This is a genomic window from Exiguobacterium sp. s191, assembly GCF_018618955.1.
GTDB lineage: Bacteria > Bacillota > Bacilli > Exiguobacteriales > Exiguobacteriaceae > Exiguobacterium_A > Exiguobacterium_A abrahamii.
Window position 1 is genome coordinate 663,364 of the sequence record NZ_JACSNC010000001.1, and the last position, 25,981, is coordinate 689,344.

Annotated in this window: 30 protein-coding genes; 21 read left to right on the top strand and 9 right to left on the bottom strand. The window is 43.6% G+C overall.

The window, feature by feature from the left end; genetic code table 11:
- The first annotated feature begins 19 nt into the window (after positions 1–19).
- Positions 20–1,039, top strand: a complete 1,020-nt coding sequence (locus KNQ09_RS03420; protein WP_214857405.1) for an SMI1/KNR4 family protein — start codon at positions 20–22, stop codon at positions 1,037–1,039.
- 243 nt (positions 1,040–1,282) lie between these two features.
- Here KNQ09_RS03420 and KNQ09_RS03425 read toward each other — a convergent pair whose 3' ends face one another.
- The 6 genes from KNQ09_RS03425 to KNQ09_RS03450 form a co-directional block, all read right to left on the bottom strand.
- Positions 1,283–4,804 carry a CDP-glycerol glycerophosphotransferase family protein gene (locus KNQ09_RS03425; RefSeq protein ID WP_214857406.1) on the bottom strand — a complete coding sequence of 1,174 codons (3,522 nt, stop codon included), beginning with the start codon at positions 4,802–4,804 and terminating at the stop codon, positions 1,283–1,285.
- 164 nt (positions 4,805–4,968) lie between these two features.
- Positions 4,969–6,372 (bottom strand): glycosyltransferase, encoded by a 1,404-nt coding sequence (locus KNQ09_RS03430; protein WP_214857407.1) that lies wholly within the window; start codon positions 6,370–6,372, stop codon positions 4,969–4,971.
- A 27-nt stretch (positions 6,373–6,399) separates the two neighbouring features.
- The gene (locus KNQ09_RS03435; RefSeq protein ID WP_214857408.1) at positions 6,400–6,540 is read right to left on the bottom strand and encodes a hypothetical protein; all 141 of its coding nucleotides are present in this window, start codon (positions 6,538–6,540) and stop codon (positions 6,400–6,402) included.
- Between the two features lie 145 nt (positions 6,541–6,685).
- Positions 6,686–8,578: a glycosyltransferase family 2 protein gene (locus KNQ09_RS03440; RefSeq protein ID WP_214857409.1), complete on the bottom strand. Its 1,893-nt coding sequence runs from the start codon at positions 8,576–8,578 to the stop codon at positions 6,686–6,688.
- Between the two features lie 167 nt (positions 8,579–8,745).
- The gene (locus KNQ09_RS03445; RefSeq protein ID WP_214769620.1) at positions 8,746–9,132 is read right to left on the bottom strand and encodes a hypothetical protein; all 387 of its coding nucleotides are present in this window, start codon (positions 9,130–9,132) and stop codon (positions 8,746–8,748) included.
- 105 nt (positions 9,133–9,237) lie between these two features.
- Positions 9,238–9,477, bottom strand: a complete 240-nt coding sequence (locus KNQ09_RS03450; protein WP_214769623.1) for a hypothetical protein — start codon at positions 9,475–9,477, stop codon at positions 9,238–9,240.
- Between the two features lie 281 nt (positions 9,478–9,758).
- Here KNQ09_RS03450 and KNQ09_RS03455 point away from each other — a divergent pair, with 281 nt between their 5' ends.
- The 14 genes from KNQ09_RS03455 (at position 9,759) to KNQ09_RS03520 (ending at position 19,755) form a co-directional block, all read left to right on the top strand.
- On the top strand, positions 9,759–10,499 hold the full coding sequence (locus KNQ09_RS03455; protein ID WP_214769624.1) for a hypothetical protein: 741 nt from the start codon (positions 9,759–9,761) through the stop codon (positions 10,497–10,499).
- A 573-nt stretch (positions 10,500–11,072) separates the two neighbouring features.
- Positions 11,073–12,374, top strand: coding sequence for a suppressor of fused domain protein (locus KNQ09_RS03460; protein WP_214857411.1), 1,302 nt, complete (start codon positions 11,073–11,075; stop codon positions 12,372–12,374).
- Positions 12,375–12,390: 16 nt separating this feature from the next.
- On the top strand, positions 12,391–12,930 hold the full coding sequence (locus KNQ09_RS03465) for a hypothetical protein (RefSeq protein ID WP_214857413.1): 540 nt from the start codon (positions 12,391–12,393) through the stop codon (positions 12,928–12,930).
- 29 nt (positions 12,931–12,959) lie between these two features.
- Positions 12,960–13,592: a hypothetical protein gene (locus KNQ09_RS03470; protein ID WP_214857415.1), complete on the top strand. Its 633-nt coding sequence runs from the start codon at positions 12,960–12,962 to the stop codon at positions 13,590–13,592.
- Between the two features lie 55 nt (positions 13,593–13,647).
- Positions 13,648–14,358 (top strand): DUF2750 domain-containing protein, encoded by a 711-nt coding sequence (locus KNQ09_RS03475; RefSeq protein ID WP_214857417.1) that lies wholly within the window; start codon positions 13,648–13,650, stop codon positions 14,356–14,358.
- Position 14,359: 1 nt separating this feature from the next.
- The gene (locus KNQ09_RS03480) at positions 14,360–14,944 is read left to right on the top strand and encodes a hypothetical protein (RefSeq protein ID WP_214857419.1); all 585 of its coding nucleotides are present in this window, start codon (positions 14,360–14,362) and stop codon (positions 14,942–14,944) included.
- A 47-nt stretch (positions 14,945–14,991) separates the two neighbouring features.
- Positions 14,992–15,594, top strand: a complete 603-nt coding sequence (locus tag KNQ09_RS03485) for a hypothetical protein (protein WP_214857421.1) — start codon at positions 14,992–14,994, stop codon at positions 15,592–15,594.
- A gap of 88 nt (positions 15,595–15,682) precedes the next feature.
- Positions 15,683–16,162, top strand: a complete 480-nt coding sequence (locus KNQ09_RS03490) for a hypothetical protein (protein WP_214857423.1) — start codon at positions 15,683–15,685, stop codon at positions 16,160–16,162.
- Between the two features lie 15 nt (positions 16,163–16,177).
- A complete protein-coding gene (locus tag KNQ09_RS03495) occupies positions 16,178–16,810 on the top strand; it encodes a hypothetical protein (RefSeq protein WP_214857425.1) in 633 nt (210 codons plus the stop codon).
- Positions 16,811–16,832: 22 nt separating this feature from the next.
- Positions 16,833–17,315, top strand: a complete 483-nt coding sequence (locus tag KNQ09_RS03500) for a DUF2691 family protein (RefSeq protein WP_064300026.1) — start codon at positions 16,833–16,835, stop codon at positions 17,313–17,315.
- A gap of 88 nt (positions 17,316–17,403) precedes the next feature.
- Positions 17,404–17,790 carry a hypothetical protein gene (locus KNQ09_RS03505; protein WP_058705264.1) on the top strand — a complete coding sequence of 129 codons (387 nt, stop codon included), beginning with the start codon at positions 17,404–17,406 and terminating at the stop codon, positions 17,788–17,790.
- 21 nt (positions 17,791–17,811) lie between these two features.
- Positions 17,812–18,816, top strand: a complete 1,005-nt coding sequence (locus KNQ09_RS03510; RefSeq protein ID WP_214857427.1) for a DUF2716 domain-containing protein — start codon at positions 17,812–17,814, stop codon at positions 18,814–18,816.
- Between the two features lie 14 nt (positions 18,817–18,830).
- The gene (locus KNQ09_RS03515) at positions 18,831–18,998 is read left to right on the top strand and encodes a hypothetical protein (RefSeq protein ID WP_214808416.1); all 168 of its coding nucleotides are present in this window, start codon (positions 18,831–18,833) and stop codon (positions 18,996–18,998) included.
- A 7-nt stretch (positions 18,999–19,005) separates the two neighbouring features.
- A complete protein-coding gene (locus KNQ09_RS03520; protein WP_214857429.1) occupies positions 19,006–19,755 on the top strand; it encodes a hypothetical protein in 750 nt (249 codons plus the stop codon).
- A gap of 57 nt (positions 19,756–19,812) precedes the next feature.
- On the opposite strand, the gene KNQ09_RS03525 is transcribed toward KNQ09_RS03520, so the two are convergent.
- The gene (locus KNQ09_RS03525) at positions 19,813–20,316 is read right to left on the bottom strand and encodes a DUF2199 domain-containing protein (protein ID WP_064300024.1); all 504 of its coding nucleotides are present in this window, start codon (positions 20,314–20,316) and stop codon (positions 19,813–19,815) included.
- 134 nt (positions 20,317–20,450) lie between these two features.
- On the opposite strand from KNQ09_RS03525, the gene KNQ09_RS03530 reads away from it, so the two are divergent.
- Genes KNQ09_RS03530 through KNQ09_RS03550 form a run of 5 tightly spaced genes read left to right on the top strand, consistent with a single transcriptional unit; the run spans position 20,451 to position 23,240 of the window.
- Positions 20,451–21,068, top strand: coding sequence for a hypothetical protein (locus KNQ09_RS03530; RefSeq protein ID WP_214857431.1), 618 nt, complete (start codon positions 20,451–20,453; stop codon positions 21,066–21,068).
- 27 nt (positions 21,069–21,095) lie between these two features.
- Positions 21,096–21,710 (top strand): hypothetical protein, encoded by a 615-nt coding sequence (locus KNQ09_RS03535; protein ID WP_214857433.1) that lies wholly within the window; start codon positions 21,096–21,098, stop codon positions 21,708–21,710.
- A 57-nt stretch (positions 21,711–21,767) separates the two neighbouring features.
- Positions 21,768–22,385, top strand: coding sequence for a hypothetical protein (locus tag KNQ09_RS03540; protein WP_214857435.1), 618 nt, complete (start codon positions 21,768–21,770; stop codon positions 22,383–22,385).
- Between the two features lie 32 nt (positions 22,386–22,417).
- Positions 22,418–22,813 carry a hypothetical protein gene (locus KNQ09_RS03545; protein WP_214857437.1) on the top strand — a complete coding sequence of 132 codons (396 nt, stop codon included), beginning with the start codon at positions 22,418–22,420 and terminating at the stop codon, positions 22,811–22,813.
- A 46-nt stretch (positions 22,814–22,859) separates the two neighbouring features.
- The gene (locus KNQ09_RS03550) at positions 22,860–23,240 is read left to right on the top strand and encodes a DUF5412 family protein (protein ID WP_149427212.1); all 381 of its coding nucleotides are present in this window, start codon (positions 22,860–22,862) and stop codon (positions 23,238–23,240) included.
- Positions 23,241–23,332: 92 nt separating this feature from the next.
- Here the strand turns inward: KNQ09_RS03550 and KNQ09_RS03555 are convergent, their stop codons facing one another.
- Entirely contained in the window at positions 23,333–23,755 is a 423-nt protein-coding gene (locus KNQ09_RS03555) for a hypothetical protein (protein ID WP_023468065.1), read from the bottom strand.
- A gap of 87 nt (positions 23,756–23,842) precedes the next feature.
- Between KNQ09_RS03555 and KNQ09_RS03560 the strand changes: the two genes are divergently transcribed.
- Complete coding sequence (locus KNQ09_RS03560) at positions 23,843–24,559, top strand: hypothetical protein (protein WP_251138085.1); 717 nt, start codon at positions 23,843–23,845, stop codon at positions 24,557–24,559.
- Between the two features lie 471 nt (positions 24,560–25,030).
- Here KNQ09_RS03560 and KNQ09_RS03565 read toward each other — a convergent pair whose 3' ends face one another.
- Positions 25,031–25,870: a helix-turn-helix transcriptional regulator gene (locus tag KNQ09_RS03565; RefSeq protein WP_214749492.1), complete on the bottom strand. Its 840-nt coding sequence runs from the start codon at positions 25,868–25,870 to the stop codon at positions 25,031–25,033.
- Between the last annotated feature and the right edge of the window lie 111 nt (positions 25,871–25,981).

Here is a 25,981-nt window from a genome sequence, read left to right on the forward strand (position 1 = left end):
GAAGCTTAACGAGGAGGCAATGAAAGAAACCATGGCAAATGTTAAGGCAAAGTTTAATCGGTGTTTAAAACTAATCGAAAAATACCCACAAGCTTTCATAGTGGGGAATGGGTCAACGGAAAATGAGATTCTTGAAGTCGAACATCGTCTTCAGGTCACGTTTCCGCCAATGTACAAAGAATTTCTAAAAAAGTTTAGTTATCTGGCTACGCATGATGAAGAGATCTGGGGAATCAGTCCATCAAACAACCAGTTAGATCTTGTATTTAGACTTGAAAAATATAACAAGGAACTCCGTAGCAAATCTCAAAGTGAAGTTCCTTCACATTTAATCGGAATACAAATGGAAGACTTTAGTTCGTCGCTCATTTGTCTAGACTTACAAGCCTTGACCTACAATGATCAAGAGGCAAAAGTATGTTTTTACCCAAGTGATGACGAACCTTACTATGCAGATTCCTTCACGGAAAGATTATTTGAGGTGTGTGACAGTGCCGTGTCAACGTATTTAGAGGATACAGAGGACGAATCTTCTACTCCAATCAAAAAAGTGAGTGCGATCAAGACGGAGCATAAGGATATTTATTCCGAAGCAAAAGCATTGATCCATGCACATCCAGAGTTATCTGAGTTTGGAGAAGGGATTTCGGACGCTGAAGTCGAGGTAATTGAAAAAGAGTTAAGCGTCACCTTACCTGAAAGTTACGTGACATTCATGAAAGAATTCGGAGGGGGTATCTTTGGAGACAACCAGTTTTTTACGATGTTCAATGATGAATTAGTAAAAACGAATCTCGAATTGTATCATCCAACAGAATTTGATCATGCTCTTTCAAAACATCTAGTAGCTGTCTATTTTGATGATCTTGAGGAATTTTATGCGTGTCTTGATTTCAAAAATATAGTGAATGGTGAGCCTAAAGTAGTGTATCGAGAAGTGAACATACCGGAAGAAGACTATGATGATCGTGATGCATTCAAAACGTTCTCCGATTTTCTCTACTACATTATTCAAGACACCATTGAGGTCAATAGCTAATATCATTCGATCGACTACGTAAATGCTCGATTTTTCCGTCAAACGAATAAGCAACGTAATGAAACGGCTTGAGTCCAGAATTCAAAAGGACTCAAGCCGTTTTCCTATTCTTAGCATCACTTAACGCATGAACCATGCAGAAGGGCTGAACGAAAACACAGAAAAACTCCCTTCAAAATAAACGGTTGAAAGAATGAAACCGTCTGTTTTGAGAGGGAGCGTTTATTCAACAGATTGAAACAATTAAACAGAATAACTGCCGTCCGGTTGCTCACGTAATTCGAGTGCTTCCGTGCGAATCTGTGGATTTGTTCCGAAGTACGCATCGACGACGCGGGAAGCGGCGAAGCCGTCCTCCATCGGACCGTACGTCGCACGGAACGTATCGAGTTGCGCTTGATACATTTTCGTCAGACGCGGAATGTCCGATAAGGCGTGAAGCAAAGCCTCTTCTGTCTCTAAGATGGGTCCCGGAAGATCGTTGTAGTAATCGAGATAGAATCCGCGTAGCGTGTCCCGATAGAGATCAAGGTCATACGCATAGAACATCATCGGTCGATTCATGTTCGCGAAGTCGAAGAAGACAGAGGAATAGTCCGTGATCAGCAGATCCGTGATCAAATACAATTCCTGAATATCCGGATAGGCTGTCGCATCGATGAATCGTTCCCGGTGCTGTACTGGAATCTTCGGTTTTTTCGTGACAAGCACGTGCGTCCGAATCAAGAAGACGTACTCATCCCCTAACGCTTCCGCGACCCGGTCGAAATCAAACGGATAGTCGAAGTAGAACTTCCCTTTGCCAAGCGATTGATGATCGCGGAAGGTCGGTGCATACAAGATGACTTTTTTGCCTTCCGGTAGTTGCAACTGCGTCCGAATCCGCTCGATCGTTGCTTCATCATTCGCCGTAAAGAAGAGATCATTTCGCGGATAACCGGATTCGACGACAGGACCGCTATACTGGAATGCACTTCTAAAGATGTTCGTCGCATAAGGACTCGGAGACAAGAGGACGCTCCATTGCGCAATCGAATTCGTCACTCGTTCGACGTAGCCTTCATCCCGTCCATGGATCTCATCTAAGTCGAACAACATCTTCTTCAACGGCGTGCCGTGCCACGTTTGGATGTACGTCGTCTCTTTCCGCCGCGTCATGTAGTGCGGGAAGTTCTGATTGTTGACCCAGAACTTCGCCGTCGCCATGTAATAGAAGTAGGCGGGAGACAGGCGTTTGACGACTTTTGCATTCGGATCACTCAGATAGAGCTTTTTGTTATAGATCCAGACGACTTTATAGCCGAGTGCTTGGTTCTTCAGTTCTTCGTAAATGTAACGCGGGCTGTCCGCGTAATGTTTACCGAGACCGCTCTCGAAGACGACAAGTTTTGGGTCGACCGGTAAGACGCGTTGCATGAGTCGATATCCTGCCTTCATCGTCGGGAAGTAGAACCGGCTACGACGATAGACCTTAAAAAGGATGTTCGCCGCTTCGTTCGTCTGAATCTTCTCTAAAAGACTCGTCTGTTTCGTATAGTTCGCGATCGTTTGATAGACCTGATCGGAATAGGTCGTATCTGTTTTCGTCAGGAAGACGTCAGCGCGGCGTTTGAATTCGTCATCCATCTCAAAATGACGGCGTGCCGTCGCATCGAGATCCTCGAACAAGTCATCGATCGTCTTCGAGATCCGCCCCGGTAATTCGTTTTCGAGATCGAGATACGAACCGAGCGGACCGATGAAGCGTTTCGGGTCGAATTGCAGGTAATGGACCGGTCGCTTCAAGAAACTGAAGTCAAAGGCGACACTCGAGTAGTCGGTGACGAGCAAGAGGCTCTCTTTTAACAACCCTTGGACATCACGTTCTCCTTGATGGATGACCGTGATCGGTAAGTTCTCGAAGTGACTCGAATATTGCTGCATGTTCGGGTGCAGGCAAAGGACGATCTCGAGACGATGTTGTTTTGCGTATGCATGCAGACGCTCACTCGATAGGAACGCTTGGTACTGCTGATAATATTCCGATTCGAAGAACTGGAGTGGCGTCTGTAACCACGAGCGCCACGTCGGAATGACGAGCATCTGACGTTTGACTGGGACGTCGTCGTTCAAAAGGGCATCAAAACGAGACAAACCGGTGATTTTGACCTCTCGCTCAGCGTATCCCATGTCTTGTGTGACGAGTCGTTTCTCACGCTCGGAACTGACGAGGAACAGATCCGTATCGAAGGCAGCTGCAAACTTGCCGTACTGGTCATTCATGTTCTTCGTTCCGAGAACCCCGTGTTGGATGAAGACACGATCCGCCCGCATCCTCCCTTTGAACGGTTCGGACCGGAGCGGATACAAGTATTCCGCATGATGTGTCCCGATGACCTTCTTCGCCATCAACGAGTGATAGATGTGTTCCTTCGATTTTACCGGCAAGACGTTTCCGAGCGGAGCAACTTGTGCGTATTCGTTCGACGTCGGATCGATGACGTAATAGACCGGTCGCTCCGGATAGGTTTCGCGCATGTACTTGAAGAAGTGATATCCGTTGTCCTGCGCTTTATAGGGACGTTCACCGACGAGCCACGTGTTCTTCTCGGCAAACAGCCGGTAGAGCGGGGCGAACGTCATCAGATGATTCAGATAGGCGTAATTTTCATTCGTAAACTCGGTCATCTCAAACGATAGATTCCGGTGACCGACCGTGTAGTACGGGATGATGTGCATTGTCGACGTATCATCTTTCCCTAACGCTTCCGGTGTCAGTTGGCGCGTGATGTACCGGGCACGACCGAGACGGTGTAATTTTGGTTCCGACCGGTGATAGAAGTCGAGTGCAACGAAGGCGTCATAAACCCCTTCTTGTAATTGTGCTGCTTGATAGAGTTGCGACCAGTGGATCGTCGCCGTGTAGTGATAACGATACAATCCGAATTTTTTCGCACTCGTCTCATTTTGGTACAACCAATCGATTGGGACCGGGACTTGATTGCCACTTTCCCGGTGCACGAGGAGCAATCGTCCCGTCTTGATGAACGCGTGACGCGTAAAGGCTTTTCCGCTAATGACCGTCGTCGCTTTCGTCTCATTGCGGACCGCATCGATTTGGATCTTCGGCTTCGTCTGCGGTTCTTTATTCAACAACAGACGCAGGTTGCCTTTTAGATCCGTATACAGCTGGACGAATTCGTTGGACGTCTCATCCATCAATGGCGCGACCGGCGCAGGAATCTGCGTGTTAACGAAACGTCCTAGCAGAATCTCACGGGTGAAGACGGACGCGTCGAGCGTAGCGTGACTCGGTAAGCCGTCAGATTCCCATTTTTGTATTTGCTCCGGTGTGAGATGTTCGACTTTTTTCGTGAACGTCAGCCAGAGTGAAAAACGACCGACTGGATAGGCAGTCTCTTGATCGGCTTCGACAGACTCGATCTCAGCGAGACCGTCCTCTTCGACCGTCGGAACGTCCGCATCCTGCATCTGAGCAGCATGTTGACTCAGCTGAGAGACGAGCGTATGCGGCAGTTGGAAAGAGAAGCGATGATCGTGCTGTTGGTTCGGCACTTCAAGGACCGTCTCTTGCAATCGATCGCGAATGAGTAAGGACGTGATCGTCAGCAACGGATCGTTTAATTGACCGGATAGCGTATAGTCTGTCGGCGAGGATTGAATCTGTAACGACTCTTTTAACGCCGATCGTTTAAGTTTCTTTGGTTTCTTCGGAAGTACAGTGTGCCCGAATTGGAGCACCCGGAGAACAGATTTAAACAGCATGGAATCAAGGGACCTCCTACTAAGTGATATTTTATGAAAGCGTTATCTTCCATTAGCATTCTATCACAATCAATAGCTAAAACATCCCAAATTTTGAAAAACAATATGGACTTTGGTGGGTAGACGAAAAAAACCTTCTCACAGAGGAGAAGGTCAATAACCGATTAGTCGAGCTCACTTAAAAGCGTTAACCAGTTTGTCGTAAAGAGCTCATCAGAAAACCGGTTGATCGAGTGCAGGGCGGCTTCCCCCATTTGACGGCGTAGAACGGGCTGCTCCATCAAGCGGATTGCTGCTTCTGCAAAAGCTGACGTGTCACCGGGTGGAACGATATAACCGGTCGTCCCGTGCGCGATGATTTCACGCGGACCATAACAGATGTCATAGGCGATGACCGGAACACCGTGCCCCATACTCTCAAGGATCGCCATCCCGAACCCTTCGGATTGCGACGTGAAGATCGTCGCGATGGCACCATGATAGGCGTCTTGAATGTTCGTGATGAATCCGTTGAATCGGATCTGTTTCGTCAGTGACAGTTCCTTGATCAAAGCGTGGAGATCCTTTTCGAGCTGATCGTTGTAACCGAAGCCATAGAAATCAAGGAAAGCATTCGGATGCTGGTCGACGATCTTTCGCATGATACGGATACTGGCGGCGACATCCTTTTTGATTTGGATGCGCGAGACAACGATGAACCGATTCGGATCAGGTTCAGGAAGGACCATGTAATCCGCTTCCGGCACCGCACCGACACCGTGTGGAATCGCATGGAACGTCTCCGGATGACCGAACTGATCGGTCATATGTGCTTGTTGCCGAGGGGTTGCCGTGATGACTCGATCCCACTCGTCGATGCGACCAAATAACGTATCCCACACACCGCTGACCGTTGCCGTCTCGTTGAAGGGGGAGACGAAGTGATTGCTGTGCCCGAAGGCGATTTTTTTGATATTCGGATGCTTGATGTCCAAGATGACCGCGTCTAAATTCTTTTTCGGTAGGTTGGCAAGACGATCCCGGTATTCGGATGAGATCAGGCCCGCGTCATGCTGACCTAACAGTTTGTTCAAGACGAACGTATTAAAGGTCGCCGGATCATTGAACTGTTTTTCCTGACCGGCTTCGAAATAAAACAGATGACTCCAGTCCGCTGAGTTGATTTTGTGCCAAATCGTCAAATAACACGTCCCGTCACTATGGAAGAAGGAGCGAGAGACCGGCTTGTTCGACGTAAACGAATACTGGATCGTCTGCACCAACTGCCCGTTGTCCAAGTATTCTTCGCGGCGCAGGCGATGACGATTCTCTGAAAAATAATCGATGAAGCTAAGCTGACCGTTAGTATCAAACCGGGCGTACTGGACGTATGTACCATTGTCGAACAACCGATACGAATCTTTTTCGCCGCGACTCGCATCGAGGAACAACGTATACCGCTTTTCCCAGCGTGGAATCAATTCGGCTTTCGAAGAGACGACGGACCGTTTGTCTGCCTGGCGACGTGCTAAAAAATTAATGACGTTGACGACTTGGATGCGAGGATCAAGCAACCGTGCCTCGACCATCTCTTGACGAATCGTTTCAAGATTCGGTTAAATCCCTAACGTCACGAGCGTCACGTTTCGCTCCGGATCAGCCGTGATGATCGCGTTCGCTCGTTTAATGACTGCTTTTGATAAACCGCCACGCTGGGTCGCTAACGTATTCAATGTAAAAAACAAATCTCGTTTCATAGGGCATCTCCTTATATAGCGCTTACAATTTTAATGAGCATCATGAAATGTGAATCTCTTTGGTGAACCTTGCCCATACTATAGCATACAATGTTGGAATAATAAGGAACCTAGGGATGAAATGAAGATGTCCCTAGGCGGATCGTTAAGCTTCATGAATGGGTTGAACGAATGACCGATTGGCGGTGATATACGTATCATGAGCCGTTTTCAAGCGTGGTGTTCCTTTTGATGATAGGACGACCTTCTCAATTGGAAGAATCGTATCCGGTGTATTTTTCGTTGGTAATTCATTTTTAAAGTCACGATCAGCGTACTGTTTACATGTCTTCAAAATCCGCACTGTTGTCGGAAGATCAGTCAGATACGTCTCGTCATCAATCATAGGCGGAAGATGGATGTATTTTTTGTTTGCCGTGACGTAAGCACCGTCAACCGTGACGAGTCGTGGTGTGCCGACCAGTGTCAACTGAAGATCGGAAATCGTCAGCAATTGCCCGACTTCAAGTGCTGTCTGCTTATGCTCGAATTCCAGATCGTCATACAAGAAAGCCTTCTCGAGTACAACGACTTGCGTCGGTGCATCGACATGATACTTCGTCGCATCGATTTTCTGTAACGGTGATTTAGGTTCCGCTGGACGAAATTCGACTTTAAGTTGCTGGTAATGCAGATGCATCCCATTGACACTACTCGGTAACGTCATCCGGACGACGAACGGATGATAGTCGTCATGGATCAGCATCAATTGGAATGGATGTGACTGTCGTTCGAGTGCCTCCGTCGAAATGAATAATTCAGTCCCTTCGATATGGAACGGAACGGCGGTTTCCGTTGCTTCATCGTTAGGCGCGATTAAGAGAACTTGATCGACCGAAGCCGTGTCGTCTTTGAGTAATTGTACGACTTCATAGAAGACACCATCAACAAGACGTGTGCCTGCATACGTGGCAAAGAACGGCTCAAGGACAGGTCCGAGATGGTGTAGTGATTCCGGCATTCTATAATAAAGACGGTTCTCCGATACATAGCGCCGGGCTTTATGTTTTTGGACGAGTAGCGTGATGAAGGTGACGAAGCTGTCATAATCTTGTTGCTGCAGCAAGGCGTACTGCTTTTGGAAGATGTCATCGAAAATGAAATCGGCTGGATCTGCACCATGACGTTCAAAGATGGTGATCATTTCACCGAATAAATCAAAGAAAGTCTGCTGTTGCGGATGCTCGAGGAACCGTTTGTTGTTGAACAGACGGGAGAGGAAATCCATCTCGATCAGACGGCTCAAGGTATGGGTCTTGGCGACTGTCGGAATATCCAGTTCAAGCGTTTTCTCAAGCACCTGTAAATTAAAAGTCGTCTTCTCGAAGATGCTCGTCTGTCCGACTAACGAATCATTCATCGCAAATCGGTTGACGTGATAGACAGGTGCCGGATTCATTGAAGCCGTCTGACATTTGGAGATAGCTTCGAAGAAGAAAAGTTTATCTTCACCGAACTGCATCGGGCTGAACCGGATGTTATGCTCGATCAAGACGGAGCGCTTCAGGATTTTCCCCGGCGGTCCAACCGCGCGAAATACTTTATCGATTTCATACGGCACGAGCTGATTGGCAGTCGTGAACGATGCGAACCGCCCGACTTTTTGAATCGACGTGTCGGTATGTTTGATCGTTTGACCGAATGCGATATCGGCATCGTTCGAAGCGGCTTGTGCGACGAGCTGAGGGAATCCAACCGGATCGAGGCGGTCATCAGCATCTAAGAACGTGACGTATCTACCTGTCGCCTCTTCGATTCCGACGTTTCGCGGATGGGCAGGACTTCCCGTATTTTCGGGGAGTTCAATGATGCGAATGAAATCCATCGTTTCTGCAGCCGTTTGGAGAATCGATAACGACTCGTCGGTCGAACCGTCATCAACGAAAATCGCTTCCATCGTTGAATGGTCAAGCGTGAGTGCCTGAATCGACGCGATACACGTCGAGAGATACGTCGCTTTATTGTATACAGGAATGATGATTGAAACAATTTTTCCCAACAGTAATTCCCACCTTAAAGAAAATATTTTAAAAAATACCATTTGAACTGTACCACAAAATGGATGCTCTCAAGCGTAAGAAAAGTGAGAAAATACAAAAAAGGGCGATGACCCAATCTAAAGAAGGGAGTCATCGACCATTTAAACGCGGTCATAAAAAATTGAAATTACTTGATTCCAATGTTCTCAAGATATTTTTTTTCAGAGTCATCGATTTTACGGCTGATTTGTTTCGTATACGTCTTCCGCGCGTAAGTAGATCCTTTTTTCTGATAAATGGCTCTTTCTCCTCCAGATGATTGGTCGTAATAGATTTCAATGAGATTTTGATCCTCATAGACGATGACGCCCGTTTCTCCAGAATTTCGCTTTAGTTGTCGATCGACCTGTTGCTGCTTCAAGTACTGATTTTCAGATTTGAAGACTTGATTGATGGCTGCGTCATATTTCTGTTTTGCTTTCTCACTCGTCGTATTTCCATCTTGATCGTAATCGCTACATCCTGCTAGGCAGACGATCGAAAAAAGTAGGAAAGATAAAAGTTTTATTTTCAAGTACGAACACCTCCGAAGTACACGTTTTGTATTACCGATAGTGTACATTAAGGCAACCCTTCATATGTAACGTACTTGAGAAATAAGGAAGTGCCAATAGGCATATTATAGTTCAATCGCATCGATGACGCCTTCAGGATACTCCCAGACGTTTCCTTCGATGAGCCATTGATGGTGGCAGTTCGGACAAGCGACTTCCGAAGAGAAATCATACTGGATTTCAACACCTAAACGTCGCTCCTCGTACGATACACTATGTAAATCTTCAATAAGGATCTCATCTTTGAATTTCTCGCGACAACGCGGACATTTGAATTTCGAATAATGACTGATGATCGTATCCATTCGATTCAACTCCTAAACAAAGAATTAGTATCGTTTACAGTATAATGATAACGCTTACATATAAACGTGTTAATTTTGAATTGTAATCAAAATGGAATATATCAACTGAATTGGATTTTGATATATAGAGATCTTGAAGAAAAAATTTAAATGGAAATACCCGTACTTATACATCCGTTCAATCCAATTGAGGCATATTTTTCGTCTAGATCAGTAAAAAGTGCCTTAAGATATAAGTTGAAACCACCATATCATTACAGCTTTTAAGAGAGGTGAAAATCATGTTAGAACTCGAAGTGTTATATATTGAGAAAAATGCAAATAATAAGTTGGATATTAACTATTTTGATCCAAAAAATGAACCATTGATCTTTATGTTTCAAAGGATGTTGAAAAAATTAAAGGTACAATTTCCGAAATACAGTTCGCTTTATGTTATTTTTTATGAAAGTTTAACAGAAGAAGAAAAACTAAAAATCAGAAGTGAAAATGGTGAAGGACGCGAATATTATTTTAAAGAAACTAAGATGGAGGAATTAAAGTCAAAAAAGAATTTAGATTTTTTAAAAGAAACGTTGAGTACTTTATTAGAAGGAATTAGACATTCAATATTCCGAGAATGTATAACCGATGATGAATTAAATAAAATAGAAAATTATGTGTATGAACAGAACTTTATATTCGTACAGAACATAGGCAGGAAAAATAACAAAACGAAAACAATGAGAGCTACTCTAAAAGCAAAATTGACACCTGTAAATCTAAATTTGTTTCTAATGATTACTGATATGAAGTCTCGGAAAAGCCTATATGATGGATGTATATTTGAATTACCGCAATCAGTCATTATACCGTTAAGAAGTATATTGAACCCTATCTCTTTATATGGATATGAATTGTATTGGGAAAATGAGAATACGATCGACATCATCATAAACACAGTGGGAGATAGATTACGAACCAAAATTTATCGGAAGAATGATGACTCTGTTTTGGTTAAGCAACAAAAAATAAAGGCTTAAAGAAAGCATTATTTTTTATCAAGTGATTGCGACATAGAGTCGCTCTTAACATGCAATTCTATTCTTCTGCTCACTAGATGCTACACTTAGACCAACTATTACACATAAAAGGATGATGTGGATGTGGAAGGCACTATTGTTTAATTCTGTATGGATGGGTATCACATTGCCAATTCTTTTGAGTATTACTTTTACAATTTTACACCCTCTATTCGTTTCTGGTAATAATGGTGTTCTCATGATTGTCGTTGCGTTAATCATTGGCATAATTGATGTTTACCTATCAATTCGGATTTGGACATGGATCGAAGGAAAGTCCTACAAACGAAAACGGTACATGTGAGTGAAGCCTAACGGATGAACATTTTAAAAAGTCGCTTTATCTTTTTACATTGCTATGAGATGGCTTCGGTATTGAACCGGAGTCATTTTTTGTCGTTTTCAGATGTCACGATACTCGTATTAGGAAAAAATAAAAAATCCCAAAATTGTATTATGAAATATATAATATATGGTAGAAGATATTTATTGAAAATGACATTTTTTGATGTCATGAAATGAGGATATAAAAATATGAATTACATAGAACACTTAGAAGCCCATTGTGGTGAAAATACAGGTCATCTTGAGATGGAAGAATTACAAGGTCATGCGATTCAATTGTTACAGTTTCAAAATGCACCGTTTGCGAATGCGAATACCGTGACATCACTTGGATTATTGCACCACCCATTGCAATTCGAGAACGGTGCCGTTGTCCATCAAGAAGTGATGCTATCTGTCATGCAACAAGAGGCCGAATCGGATTTAATTGAATTGATCTATCGCTTGACGCTGGAAGCATTAAAGACTGGACACGCTTATGATTTAGGCGAGTACTTACCGATGCCAGATGGGTTGTTATCAAAGTACGGCTTCGCTGCCCTATACGTGACGACACCGTTCTACTTTGAAGAATCATTTCAAGTCTATAAAGGGAACGCGGCATTCGGGGAACCGGAGACGGTGTTACCAGTCTGGTTCGTACCCATCTTTGCTTCGGAAGTCGCTTACATCGAAAAATACGGTACTGAGGAATTTAATGAGATGTTATATGAAATTGAGATGCAGCTGCTTAATTTAAAACGACATCCGCTCGTGGGAGACAATGAAGAAATTGAAGAATCGATTTTTAACAGGGAGGTATTCGTTTGCGAATGCGAAATTACCGACGCCCTTTTTGAAGACGATATCCAACGACCATTAGTACTAAATGGACCGCTAGCGAAAGCGTATCACATGAGTGTTGAATCGGGAGAACAAGGCGATACAGATCAAAATGAAACTTTCCTGTTTGATTTTCTAAATCATCAAAATCGTTTTCCGATCTACGCGACCTTTTTTGCTTTTGAAGAGGAAGACAAAGACAACAGGGCTTTTTTCTCGCAACATCATATGTCGTTCACTTCACATGTCTTGTCTAGACAGAAACAAACGAACGGTTGGTTACGTGGAAAACGAACATCGACAAGTGAGAGTCATTTTTTCACGGTAAAGATTGAAAATGCTAGGATGCTCGAACTCATCCTTGAACACGCTTATAGAGTTGCGTCGATGAACGAACTGTTCATGTTTTCGTATTCCAATCGCTTGTCGATTCAACAAGAGGTCGAAACGACGTACCGAAAAACACGTGTCTTAGAAGATCGGTTCGTTTATCCGGAAGATACGACCGTCGTGATTGTCGGCCATGATGGAACAATGCTTTATCTGCTATCGAACGAAGAACACTTCGCTTATGATCTTCGGACGGACTGGGCGAAACGACTACGACAACAGTTACCGAACGATACGGTGATTCGCCAGCTGAATGGCGAATTGTTCGCAGATCTATAAGAGTGGAGGGAACTTCATGCAACTCATCAAACCAATGAACGATCAGAATCATTTTTGGCTGTTCGAAAAGAATGGACGGACACTCTACACGTTTCACGGCATCATGGGAGAGAGATTGAAAGAACCAATGAGCGAGCAAAAGTTCTCGCGCTTTTTTAATCTAGATGCCTATATCCGAGAACTCGTAGCTGAAAAAGAAAAGGACGGATACTCGGTCGTCCAAGAAGCGGATTACCACGAAGTTGTCGTCGAGATCTTTTGTCAGGATACAGAGTATGACGTCATCTTTGAGCGTCGTTCGAGCATTGAAGAAGACCTCAATGAATTTCTTTTTGAAATCGGAAATGGGTATTTTGTTGAAGATGAATATGGTCCAGAAGCGATCGAATTCGTCCTTCATATCTTGGAGCCGTCTTTTATCGTTGAACCCGTCATTGATTATTTCAAGGACCAGTTTAATCTGAAGAAAATCCGAATGGGGCAGGCAAAAGTTCATTACGGCAGACGTTTGACCGGACTTTATCCCACAGGAAAGAATTCTAACCGGAAAAATTGAACGATGACGACACAGTTAGGAGGAACAGTATGAACGAGCTGACAATCGACGAATATTCTTTTCTGTCGAAGAGTATCCAACGTATGCTTCAGACATCCGAAATCAACGTGCTTGGTCCATTGCAAACTATCTACGAAATCATGTGTTATGACCATACAGTAGGCAGTTTTACCAGTGAATTGACGGAGGCAGTATTATATGACACGCTGGTTCGCTTCAATCATTTTCCTTTATATATCACGACTAATTTTGATGAGATTCGAGAAAATGAAATGGACCTCTTAGAGCGTTTAAAATTGCGACCATTCGTTTGCCACGAACATCTCCGGTACGAAGGCGATCAGCGACGTACCAGTTTTTATTGTTGTATCGAAGTGTTGAATGCGAATGATCTGTGTTTCGTCTTAAAAAAATCCTTCTTTCGAGCTGCTTATAGTGAAACGTTCCTCATCACGTTCGCTCGACCCACATTTGAATTAAAAACCTCTGGAAAATGGATTTTTAAAGAAGCGAAATACACGCATGTAATTGATGCACGTGATAGATTGCCGTTTATCCTTCCATCGCATGATGCGCTCGGTTTCATGTGGTTTTCGAATGGAGATGCCTTTCAAACCGTCGATCAGCTAAAAGCGATTTTACCAACGGATTATTCAGATTGATTATGCACTAAATACCTACAAATAATTTAATTTAAGATCAAAGGAGTCATACAGAATGACATATCAAAGTGGATTACCTGGCGTTAAGGAAGAGAGACTACAAGAAGTAGAGGCAGTACTCGGCTTCGAGCTTCCGAAAGAACTACGAAATAGATACAAGCACGAAAACAAATTCAGCGTTGGCGAATGGGAGTTTCATCCGATCAAGGACGAGCATTATATCAAGCAGACATGGGATGACCTTGTTCGTGTCAATTTGACAGATACAGAAGAGTATCCAGAAGGGTTCTTGCGGATTGCGGCGGACGGAACAGGTGACGAACTCGGATATCAGCTCCCGGACAAAGAGACAATCGTCTTATGGGATCATGAGGAACAAGAGCTGTTTCCGATAGCACCGACACTTAAAATGTTTATAAAAAAGGAACAGAGCGCGGAACAAGCAGAACTTTTCTTAGAGACGGTTCTTGAAACGAGAGCTGTCTATGGTCTATCGAAGTTGGAACAGTCGGGCTGGGCGTACTGTCCGTCGAATCAAGAGGAAACAGACGTCCTATTATTCTTTTCGACGGAAGCGGCGGCAAAAGCACTGCAGACGAAGGAATGGGCGAACTATCATCTGATTCGCTTAGACCTGGATTTGTACATGAATGGCTGGTTACCGAGCATGATTAACGACGGACTGTATTGTGGCTTGGATTGGGGACCGGAGCTCGTCGGACTTGAGCTGGATCCAGAAGATGTCCTAGCAGATCTGGAGGGTTAACATGATTCGGACGCTTCGTAAACAAGTCGATGGAATGACGTCCGTCTGGCTCATCTATCGCGATGGACGAAAATTGTATACGTATCACGGTGTCATGGACGAGATTCGTCAGGACGATATGAAACAAGCGATGGAAGAGCGCTACTTGTTCCGATATCAAGCGAAACGTCGGATAAATACGTGGATTTCGGAGAAACAGACAGAAGGATACATATTCGAAGACGTATTCGGACTGACACCGAACAACAAGAAAAGACAGACGTTCAAGCGTCGAATGATCGGACTCGCGTCTCTGCTGATTAGCGTCGGTTTGTTTCTGGTAGTGATGCCTTTTCTCGTCTCTCCAAGTATCATCGCAGTGCTTGCGTTACTTCAAATGGGAATGGTCGTTTTCAGTAAAGACTATTTACCGGGCTGGCTACGCACGGTTTGTTTCATCAGTTGCTGTGTCATGAACGTTGAATACCGAGAGGGACTATATGCAGGTTTCGCGATTGGAACAGGTACGCTCCTGTTGTTTTATGTCCAAAACAGATACAATCAAACGGATTTTCTGGCGGAACAGCCGAACCATGCTTCTATTTAAAAAAACTCCTACAGAAGACCAATTCAATTGATAAGGATGATAATTAAATGATTGTCACGCTCAGTAAACAAGTGGATGGCATCATCTATTTCTGGCTCATGTACCGGGATGGTCGAACAATCCAGATGTATCACGGTGTCACCGAACAATGGAAACTCGATAAGGATGTCAGTGATTCAATTGAAGAACGCTATACATTTCGGCGTCAAGCTAAACGACGACTGAAGGAATTGATTGCTGAGAAACAGGCTGAAGGATACAGGCAGGATGATATTTACGGGATGAAACCCGGACGGAAAGAGCGTGAGAAATTTCGCCGCCGGACGTCGTGGCTCGCTTATCTTCTTCTGGGTCTCGGTCTGTTCCAGTTAGTGACACCGTTCACTATATTACCGTTTGTTGTATTAGGTATCGGTATCACTCTGATGTTCTTAGCGTTTCTTAGTAAAGATCAGTTTCCGATGTGGCTACGTGTCATCTGTTTCGTCGATTATTTCTTAATGCATGTCAGTTTTCGGCAAGAGCAATATATCCCGCATCTATTTCCGATTTTATCAATTGGAACAGGACTGATGCTTTTATTATATCTTCGAAGCAAGTACAAACGTAAACTCGAGAACAACTTTAATGATGGAGATGGCTACATATAAACGAAACAAAGAAATAAGAGACACATTTAAAGGACTATCCTGATTAGAATTTCAATGCACAAAAGAATGTGAGGAAGAAGATAATCTTATGAGAATAATCTATTCCCGTGAAGACTTACTCGCACTCGAGGATCCCTTTGAATATGAGGTTGGATTGCCAATCCGCATCAGAGAACTTCCGGCTTCCGTCATCGAAGAGGAGCTTCCGGATAGCCGCGAACAATTAGATCGCCTTCTGAAAGAGGGCTATACCTTGGTCATTCAAAAACCGCGAATTCCAAACCCTCCCGTATTCGCAGGGTTATCCGTGATAGCGGAGAACACGGTCATGAAATTATATGTCTACGAGGCGAATCATTGTGAGGATGCGTTATGGGATGTCCTGTCCGAGAATGAATACAATCGCCACTGGGCATATTTTTTACTGAAGAAAATCGAAGGTGTCAGATTCGAATTGCCTTATACGAATGAAGCTCAAAGTTCGCTGAAACTGTCTAATCTCAAAACAAATGAACTCGTACATCTACGATTTGAAACCAATCAAAGCGTAACGTGTCAATGGGAATGAAAAAGTAGATACTTCATGAAAACGTATCTTGAAGAGCATAGCGATGCGACACGCATCTTTCAATGGCTTGCGGATGCGAGTTCATCAATTCGCTGTCTATGTGCAGTCGGTGAGATGCTTTTGTTTCCAGAAGACATCGTCCAATTCAAACAAATCAGTAGTGAGATGTTCCGTGACAAGCTAGCGAAAAAGCATGCGCTGAGCACGTATCGCTTTTATGTAGTAGTGTGTGTCGGAAATGAGTTTCAGTCCAAAAGAATCTTTGATTATTACAAGCTGTGGCGTCTACTCGAACGAGAAGAAATGCTCGAGGGCTTCATCTCTCGAATAGAAGTACCGGTTCAAGTGGGAAAAGAACCGTACTACGTTGGGATTGCTGAATTTGGCATCGAACAGCTCACAACAGCCATCGAGATGATTAGTGATTCACCAGCTATGTATACCATTATTTGTGCGAATCATGATCGACCGTCACACTGTCAGGAGTTACTTGATCAGGTGCTCGACATCGGCTTAACAGAGAGTGGGGGTTTGCCAGTCGTCGAGATGGTCACGACACTGACCGCACAAGGTTATGCCATCTGCACGTGGGGAAGTTCGAGTGAAGAACAGGAACTACAGTGTTTTTATACGGCAACCTTCTTATAACATTTTAGAAAGAAGGAATTCGATGAGTCTGCGTGGCGTATCGTTTGAAATTCCGAATGAACCGGGACGTGTCTTGCTCGACATATTAAGTGCGATCGAGATGAAAGCGTATGACTGGTTTCTTCGTAACTTTGATTTTCCGATCCAAACCATGGATGGGGACTTGTATGACAGTTTAGAAGAGTTTTCAATCGATCGGATAGCGACAGGACATGAATTAGCAAAATGGCTAAGGGGACCAAGCAATTACCTGATCTTTGCTGAATTGTTTGCGTTTCAACGTGGTCAGACTGAAGAAGTGGGAACAAGTTATGAGTGGTTTCAGGAAAGCAATTGTCAAATCGCGATTTTGGTATATGACTGCATGTACGTCGATATCTATTGCAAGGAGCAGCACGTATCTGAAGCATTTTATGAGAATGCGATGAAACGTGGATATACCGGAATCAAGTGGGTGACTGATGATAATGATCCTCGGACTCGTTTGTCGGTATGGGCAGAATAAGACACTGTTCAGACGAATAGATGTAATCGGTAAGCGTTCAAGATGAGAGATATGAACTACGAAGTGTTGATAAAAGGAGAGAAAAATCATGAACCAAGAGATGGAGGAGTTTGTTCAAGCGGTCCATCGGACGGTCGTTCAGGACGGTATGGCAGATTATAAGGACATCTATGAAGAAGAAGTCGATCCAAACGTCAATGACTATACGGCCTGCATCGCGTTTTACCAACAGTCGAGCGAAGCGGATCAAAAACGAATGAGACAGATGATTGAACAGACGATCATCGATACGGTTTCCCATGTATTTAGTATCATCGATGGGAGTTCAGGACTAAATGGATCTGCGCTTGAAGCGAAACTGGCACTTGTCCGAGTTGACGAAGCAGGAGATCCGGTCGATACCGTAGAGACAGATGGTGCATTGCAAGATACGTTTTTAGGCTACATAGAAGATCGTGACTTGAACGCATTGTGATGGAGGGAGCGGAAACCACTCATGATCCAACTGACAAAACAAAACGGCTCGGATACGCTCTACCAAACAATCTATACAGAGGGACGCCTCATCGTTCAACATCAAGGAATCGTTGGAGCGTGGGTGAAAGCAGAAAACGTAAAGCAAATGCGCGTCTCGCGCTTCAAACGATTAGGTGTACAGATATTGCAGCTGATCGAGAAGTTTGAACGTCAAGGCTATCGCGAGCTGAACGAGACCGATTATACGGAACTGGTTGTCCAGTTTTCTTATGAAAAGGATCAGGAAGAAACAGCGCTCGAGCGACGTCACATGATGGAAGAAGTAATCAATGATGGTTTGCTTCACACGGGGAACGGCTACTGCGAAGGGGGAGATGTCGGCAGTGGTACGACGAATATCTTTTACTATGTCCTTGATGTCAAGACAGCCATTACACTAATTTTTGAAGAAATGAAAGCACGCGATGTACAAGACGAACCAAAAATTGCAGTACAAGAAGGAGCAGCGTACACCGTTCTATATCCTCAAGGAGCGCCGTTTGATCTGATTGGTGAAGGTAAACCATGGAGCTGGATTCCGATGACGCAATTGGAGGATGAGAAGGTATGGCACGTCATTGATCAACAATTTCAGTTCACACCGAGCACGACAGTCTTCCCCTCATACCGTGCCCCGAGTCCGTTCATTATATACGAAGTGGATTATAAGAAACGAGAAGAAATCGAACGAGAACTAGAACGTATTCTGATCGAGCTAACTGTTGAAGGAGAACGCGTCATGGCGCTCGATTGGAATCATCAAGGGTATTGGATCGACCCAAGACGTCCGTTTCTTCGCAATGAAGAAGGAGACTGGATGATTCCAGCAGTTCCAGATGGCGATTACTCCTTTTTCATCGCTCGTGATTTTCGCTGGGGATATCTCGGTCATCCCTGGGAGGGTAGCATCACGTTGTTTGGAGAAGATCTGATCTCTGCGTTTCAAAGAACGGAGATTTTTTCGAATGAAATCCGTAGAGGATAAAAGGAGGACAGGAAGTGAGAACACCATACGAAGAGTATCACGGAACCGCATTATGGCAGGTCATCTCGGAGACAATCAATGAATTAGTCGACAATGATGATCTTGAAGAACGGACGACGCATGAACATATCGTGGGCTATCTTTGTAGCAAACTAGAAGGTCGTATGAAAGATGAAAAATAAAAATAGGATGCTGGTTGAACGAGACGACTGGATCGATGTGTTCCGGGAACTGCTACCACGCGACGATTGGCAAGACCTCGTCCGTCTTCAAGTGAGTCAGCATTCGTATCCGGTTGAAGTAAAGTTATTGGACCGACCTCTCAAACAGAATCTACACATCGACGATTTTTCAGATTGGACGGTCCGATCTCACATGATTATGACCGACGACTCACAGCTTGAAAGATTTCTCAAACATCTTGTCATCGAACAGCAGGAAATGGCGACTACAGCAGAAGTGACGCTCATTATCCAAAAACAAGGACAAGGAATCGTCCGAGTCACGAACGATTGTGTCTCGATGTATGGAGTCGCGTATGAGGAGCTTGATGACGTTGGAACAGAGTATGAGAACTTTTTCGATGCAGTTTTACCGAATGCCACGTTTCCGCTTGAGGTCGTCTTTTGTGGTCGGGATGTTTTAGAAAATGATGATTCGATTCACGTGATGACGTTGCACGATTCCAATTGGCAAGCGGTGTTGGAAGAACATTTATTGCATTTGCTGAATCGAAAGGAAGTGACGTCAGGATTATTTTCGAAAGATGCACGTCCCACGAAGCAAACGCTTGAGGAATTCATGTCTGAATTCTCGTTAATGACGGCCTATAACTTCATCGTGACCCGCGATGCAGCGGATCGATTTGGCATGCTCGATCACTTTTGTACGAATGGAAAGATTGCTCATTTTGGGAATATCAGTAGAACAGATGAATGATCGTAAACACGTGAGACATAATAAAAACCGCTGTGGATCAGCGGCATTATAGGTGATTTACTCTTGTGCATAGACGATATCTGCGATGGCATGGACCTGGGAAAGCGTCATCTCAGAATAGAATTCGATCGACAAAGGATGATCCGTCGGCTCGAGTTCAAAGAAAGGAAGTTGACCGGTTCCTTCATCATGGACCATCACTTTTAAGTTGACGGTATCCGGATAAGCGGGTAGATCGCTTGAAAACCAGCCGAACATCGGCTCCTCGATGCGAGGACGTTTCTTCTCGATGAAGCGAGCGAAGTTTTCAGGACTCAGGCTCACCCATGTAATCCACCAGAAAGGTTCGTCTTGTCCAGCGATCGGGAGTTCAAGAATGCCCTTCACGAAATAATGTGGACCGTCCAGTTCTAAGACACACCACGTGTCATGCATCTCGCTTTTCGTTTCTTGCTCTTTCTCAGACATTTGTTCGTAGTAGACCGGTCCGAGTGTTTCATATTCAGTCGGGAGTTCGTCGTGGCGTTCGCCACAGATGGCGCAAGGCAGAAGTTTTTTCATTGGAATCACCTCTAAGTTGGATTATGTATGTCTCGTTGTCGAACGCTAGGAGAGAGCATACTTATAGTGTAACACCCGTTGATAGAGAATCCTGATGAAGACCGTGACAATCCAGAGAAAGTGAGGAGATTAACGTGCAGATTTACATTGAAGAACATCAAAATCATGCGAAGACGATTAAAGAATATCATCTGACACTAAAAGGACAAGACCGAATCGAATCCATTTTTTCATTCGAATATTATAATGATGACTCAAAGGAAGATGAAGTCATTTCGGACGAAGAAGTGTTAACCCAATTATTCACACGGTTGAATCGTTTTCCAATCTATCTCTCCTTTGGATTCCATGAACTGACGGATTTAGAAAAAGAAGATTTGCTGTCTACGCTTAAGCACAAACAATTATCGTATACAGAGATCCTAATCACTAAGCGTGAAAGATATATGACCGTCGAAGTGAATTGCCCAGAAGACTTATTTCAGGTACTCACGCAGTCAATTACAATGGCTAACTACAATGGCTACTATTTGATTGCTTTCACTGATGTATTGAAGTTTGAAACGAGGAGAGTCAGACGGTGGTTGATCAAAAAAGAGAGAGTAGTGCCGGTAATCGATATGACGAAACCGACGACATTTTTAAAAACCGGCTTTGATTTCGAGAATATTCTGATCTTCTCGAATGAAACAGATTTCGATGCATTAGAAAAAATAGAAGCACTGTTTCCAGAAGATGAAATCGAGCGGTAATGGAGAGATTATGAGGGGAGAGGGAACGTGTTGGATGTCTATTTTGAGAAGCATGTGGATCACGCACAAGTGTTCAAAGACAGATACTTGTACGTTGATCAACCAGAACGAATCGACTTCATCTATTCGATGGGGTGTCTACCGGATATGGAAACTAAAAGCGACTATCAAGGCGATTCAAATCGAGTCTTAAAACAATTTTTGACGCGTCTCAATCGGTTCCCGATTTTCGTCACGTTCGGTGGAGGTTTTACGGACGAGGAGGTCGAGCCGTTCTTTCAAAAGCACAACCTATCGTATACAAAGGTTCGCCCCCATAAGAACTTGTATTATAGTGTCCAGGTACATGATGCGACCGAATTGGAGTTGTTGCTAGATGAGACCTATTGGTATGGGGCTGTGAACGAAGATTTCTTCATATCGTTTACAAATCTCCTGACGTTTGAGCGGAAAATAGTCAAAGGATGGTTTTTCAAAAAAGAACGTACCGTGCCCGTCATTCGTGCGAAAAAAGAGATGTCGTTCATCACGATGGAGCATGATTTCATGGGCTATTATCTGTTTTCGAATGAGTCCTGTTTTAATACCGAGGTCAAGGTGAAAGCAATCTTTCCTGACGACGGTACCATTGAATTCTATTGATGAAACAAGCAGTTGAATGATGTAGATGGATCAAACAGAGTGCGTGGAGGGATTTCCATGTTATACATCGATCTCGAAGAACATACGAATCATGCAAAAGTAATCAAAGACTGCTATCTCGATATTGATCAACTAGATTTCATTAAGTCGATTTATTCGATGGGATGTCTTCCGAATGACGAGGAACGCGACTATCAACATGACTCCAATGAAGTACTGAAGTATTTTTTGACGCGTCTGAATCGCTTTCCGCTATTCGTCACGTTCGGTGGTGGTTTTACCAATGAAGAAGTGGAACCGTTTTTTCAGAAGGAAAATCTGTTCTACACAAAGATTCAACCAGATAAGAGCAGTCTCTTTTATAGCGTTCAAGTGAACGATGCGAGCGAACTTGAGCGTCTGCTGGACGAAACGTATTGGTATGCGGCAGTAAACGATTTTTATTTCCTATCGTTTACGAATCTCCTGACGTTTGAACGGAAAATAGTCAAAGGGTGGTTTTTCAAAAAAGAACGTATCGTTCCCGTCATCCATGCGACGGAAGAGATGTCGTTCATCACAATGGAGCATGATTTCATGGGCTATTATCTGTTTTCAAATGAAGCCTGTTTTGATACTGAAGAGAAGGTAAAATCGTTTCTTCCTAAAGGAGATGGCATTGACTATTATGAATGACATCCGGACGGGTGATATAAGGGAGGACGATCATGTTTGGGATTAGTACGAGTTTAAAAGAAGTGCCAGAAAACGAAAAAGAGATTCTACCATTTCCGAGTAACGTCCAACGCTTTTTAAGAGAAGAATTCGCAAGTACCTCCAATCGCTGTGACCTCTTGATTGATCTCGATCCTTACGGCGATAAGTTGTTCTTAGCAAGAGAAGTGAACGAGTTGATTGGAATTTGCGAGCTGCTTATTCAACGCTATTGCACACCTAAGGAAGCGTGGATGATGAATCAAGCGAATCATTATGCGAATGAGCCGTGGATGATGCATCAGTCAGATAAACGAATCATGGAACTACATCAATTTTTAGAATTATTGAAGCAGATGTGCATCGCGTCTGTCTATCAGAATACGTTGGTTTGTTTTTGGGGCGACTAAACGATTGAATATTAAAGAATATATGTAAAAATTGGAGTTTTGAAAAGTGAGAAAAAAGCTGAAGATCACGGGAATCATAGCAGGTGTAAGTTTTTCGATATATGTCGTGTGGACGATCTACCGACTATTTTTCTTGGTTGATATCAATGTTGTACCAAAAGAAGAGTATATCTCAAAAAGTAGCTCGCCCGATCAGGCGTATACGATTCGCTTTTACCGCGCGAATGGTGGCGCGACGGTGGATTATGCGATGCTTGGTATTATGGAGAATGAGGACGGAGAAAAACGTAGAATGTACTGGGAGTATCCTTGTCGCGAAATAAAAGAAGTGAAGTGGACGAAGGATACGGTGACGATCAATGGCACAAAAATTAAGATATGGAGTCAAGTGTATGACTTCAGAGAGGGAATATACGAAGCAGACTAAGAGGAACATGAGGATGATGATATGCATTCAGAAGATTTTGGAGTACAACCACGTGACGTAGTTGTTAGAAACCAAGCATGCAAGGATGAAGATTAACGATTGCTCGGTTTCTTCAACAAATAGCGAGGTGGTGGACCGAAAGATTGCTCCGCTTCGAAATACGCCAATTCGCCTGGAATACAAGAAATGATCGAGGCGAATCCAAAGCCGATGGCGTGTTCGAGTGCCTCACGGAGAGGTAACGTTTTCCCGCTAATCAGCTCGTTTTCTGATAGACAATAGCACGTATCCGGTGCACCATATTGTTTCAACAAATCATACGTATCGTCTGGCCATGAATTAGGTGGTTTGATTTCAATCAAATAATCATTCTTCAGCATGCTTAAATACCGGTGATCTAACCGCTGAAGCGCCATATCTCGTTTTTTTGGCGTGAACAATTCATGTAGAACGCGCTCTTGAACGCGCTTGACGAAAAACGATTGGACGAGCACTCTTTCTTGTTCTTTATCCATATTTTCATTTCCTTTCTACTCAATTTAGCGAATCAAATCCATTACATACACTCATTGAATTCATTTTACATGACAAGGAGCCAATTTATGAGCTACCTATCTGCGGGATATTATCTTATTCTGCCAACTCCTCGAAAAGAATACATGGACAAGGCTGTTGTTCCTGAGTCCGTTCTATCCGTAAGTGAATGCATCTGTACACACTATCCTGACATCAGTATCTTATGGGGAAACGTGGAAGTAAAGAAAGACCATTATATGGAACAACTCGGTCTCTCACTTACCACCTTTCAGTTACTTGAACAATGGATAGAAGAACAGCGGAAGACAGGAGATGTGTTGTTTCCTCAAGTGTTCTCTAACTTAAATGCTGCGCAAACGTTCGTAGATCGTTTTTTGAATCAACTTCCTGACATACGCATCATCAGCCTCGGTTTGCCTGAGCAGTATAAAGTGGATTTTCTTGAAGATATAGCGGCTTTTAGTAGTAAAAATCCTGAGCCTTATGGAGTAGAAAAAATGGTATCACAACATCTCAGACCTGACATGGAAGGTTCCAAAAAAATCGGGTACGAAGTGCTAGGATTTGATTCGGGATCATTTCATTCGTATTTGTGTAACGGACTGGAACGCGATTTCGATCATCAATTCAACACTTCACTAAACAGCCATGGTTTAATCCATACGTTCGAAGAAGCGGATCGTTACTCAGATTATTGTAATGAATTAGGCGAGGCGACAGAAGCAGTCTTATGGCTTCCGTGGGCGATTTTTGAATACAATAAAAGTGAAAGAAGTAAATAATAATTTATTTTGGTTATTAATTTAGTAACGATATTTTTCTATTAAAATAGAATGAGAAACCTTTGATGTAATCTAAAAATCTAAATGCTTTAAATATTTCGCGAGAAACCAGTTACACTTCTTCGTTCTATTCAAATAGTTCACAAAATGCGTTTTTTACCGATTCAATCACCTCATAATTATTTTGCAATAACCGTATACGAAGCATGTAACTTTATGAGGTAGGAATTTTATTAAATGCAGTTCAAATTAGTTCAGTTCATCCATGTTTACTCTCTATTCCTCTAAGTCCAGAATCCCTTTGTCACGTAAGTCCCGCAACACGCGATTGATGGTCGCCTCAATGATGTCAGTGGAAGCATCCTTTCGTCTGCCTTCGTGAACGTTGTGATTCGCCCTTCGACGAAACGACGAATCCAATTATTCTTGTCCTGACTACCCGTCGTTATAAATCCGACGTGATCTTCGAATTCACTGAGCTGAAATCAGTCGTTTCAGTTTTTCTTCTGTACCGGATTCCTCGACAGGTGTATAGATGCTACATCGCAAGTCGTCTTCTCCCTGTACTTGGAGAGAGGTCAAGTCGAATAGCATCTTGCCGACTTTTCCATGTCGGAATTCAATCAGGATTTCCGGAGCCTTACTGACCTGACTCTCCATCCATAGCGACTTGAATTCAGGATACGTATCACTCATCTCCTGTATGAAGGACGTATACCATTCATCACCAGAATATTGACCGTAGTACGCACGGAAAATGGACAAGAACCCTTTGGCGAAATGTTCCCAGTTCCCGGCAAGTACTTTAAATTCTTTCTGTGAGAACAAGAGGCGAATGAGGTTACGTTGTGATTCTGGAATGGTCGCGAAATCTACGAACACATGAGCCGCTGCCGGATTCCAGCCGACGATATGGCAGTAACGATCCGTGACGATCGTCGGACACGTCGTCAAGGCAGACAGAATTTTTTCAAGTGACGGACTGATGGTCGTAGGGGAAGCTTGGATTTTCCTACTGACGATTTGCGTCCCTAATGCTAAATCGTATAAATATTCGTGTTCATCCCTTTTCAGACATAACGCCTCGGCGATACAGTCCAAGACGCTTCTAGATACCTTAATATCCCGTCCTTGTTCTAGCCAGGTGTACCATGTCGTGCTGACGCCTGCTAATTGAGCGACTTCCTCTCTTCTCAAGCCAGGCGTTCTTCTTCTTGATCCAGGCGGCAGCCCCACTGATTCCGGTTTGAGCTGTGCTCTTTTCGTCTTCAAAAAATAGGATAGAGCTTCTAATCGATTCGAGTCGTCCATACGTTCTCCTCCTGACTTCTCTCTATCCAATTATCAATGATAATAGGATAAATGAACACTTGTAATAGGATATATGACACGTATGATTATCTCATACTATTACGAGGAGTG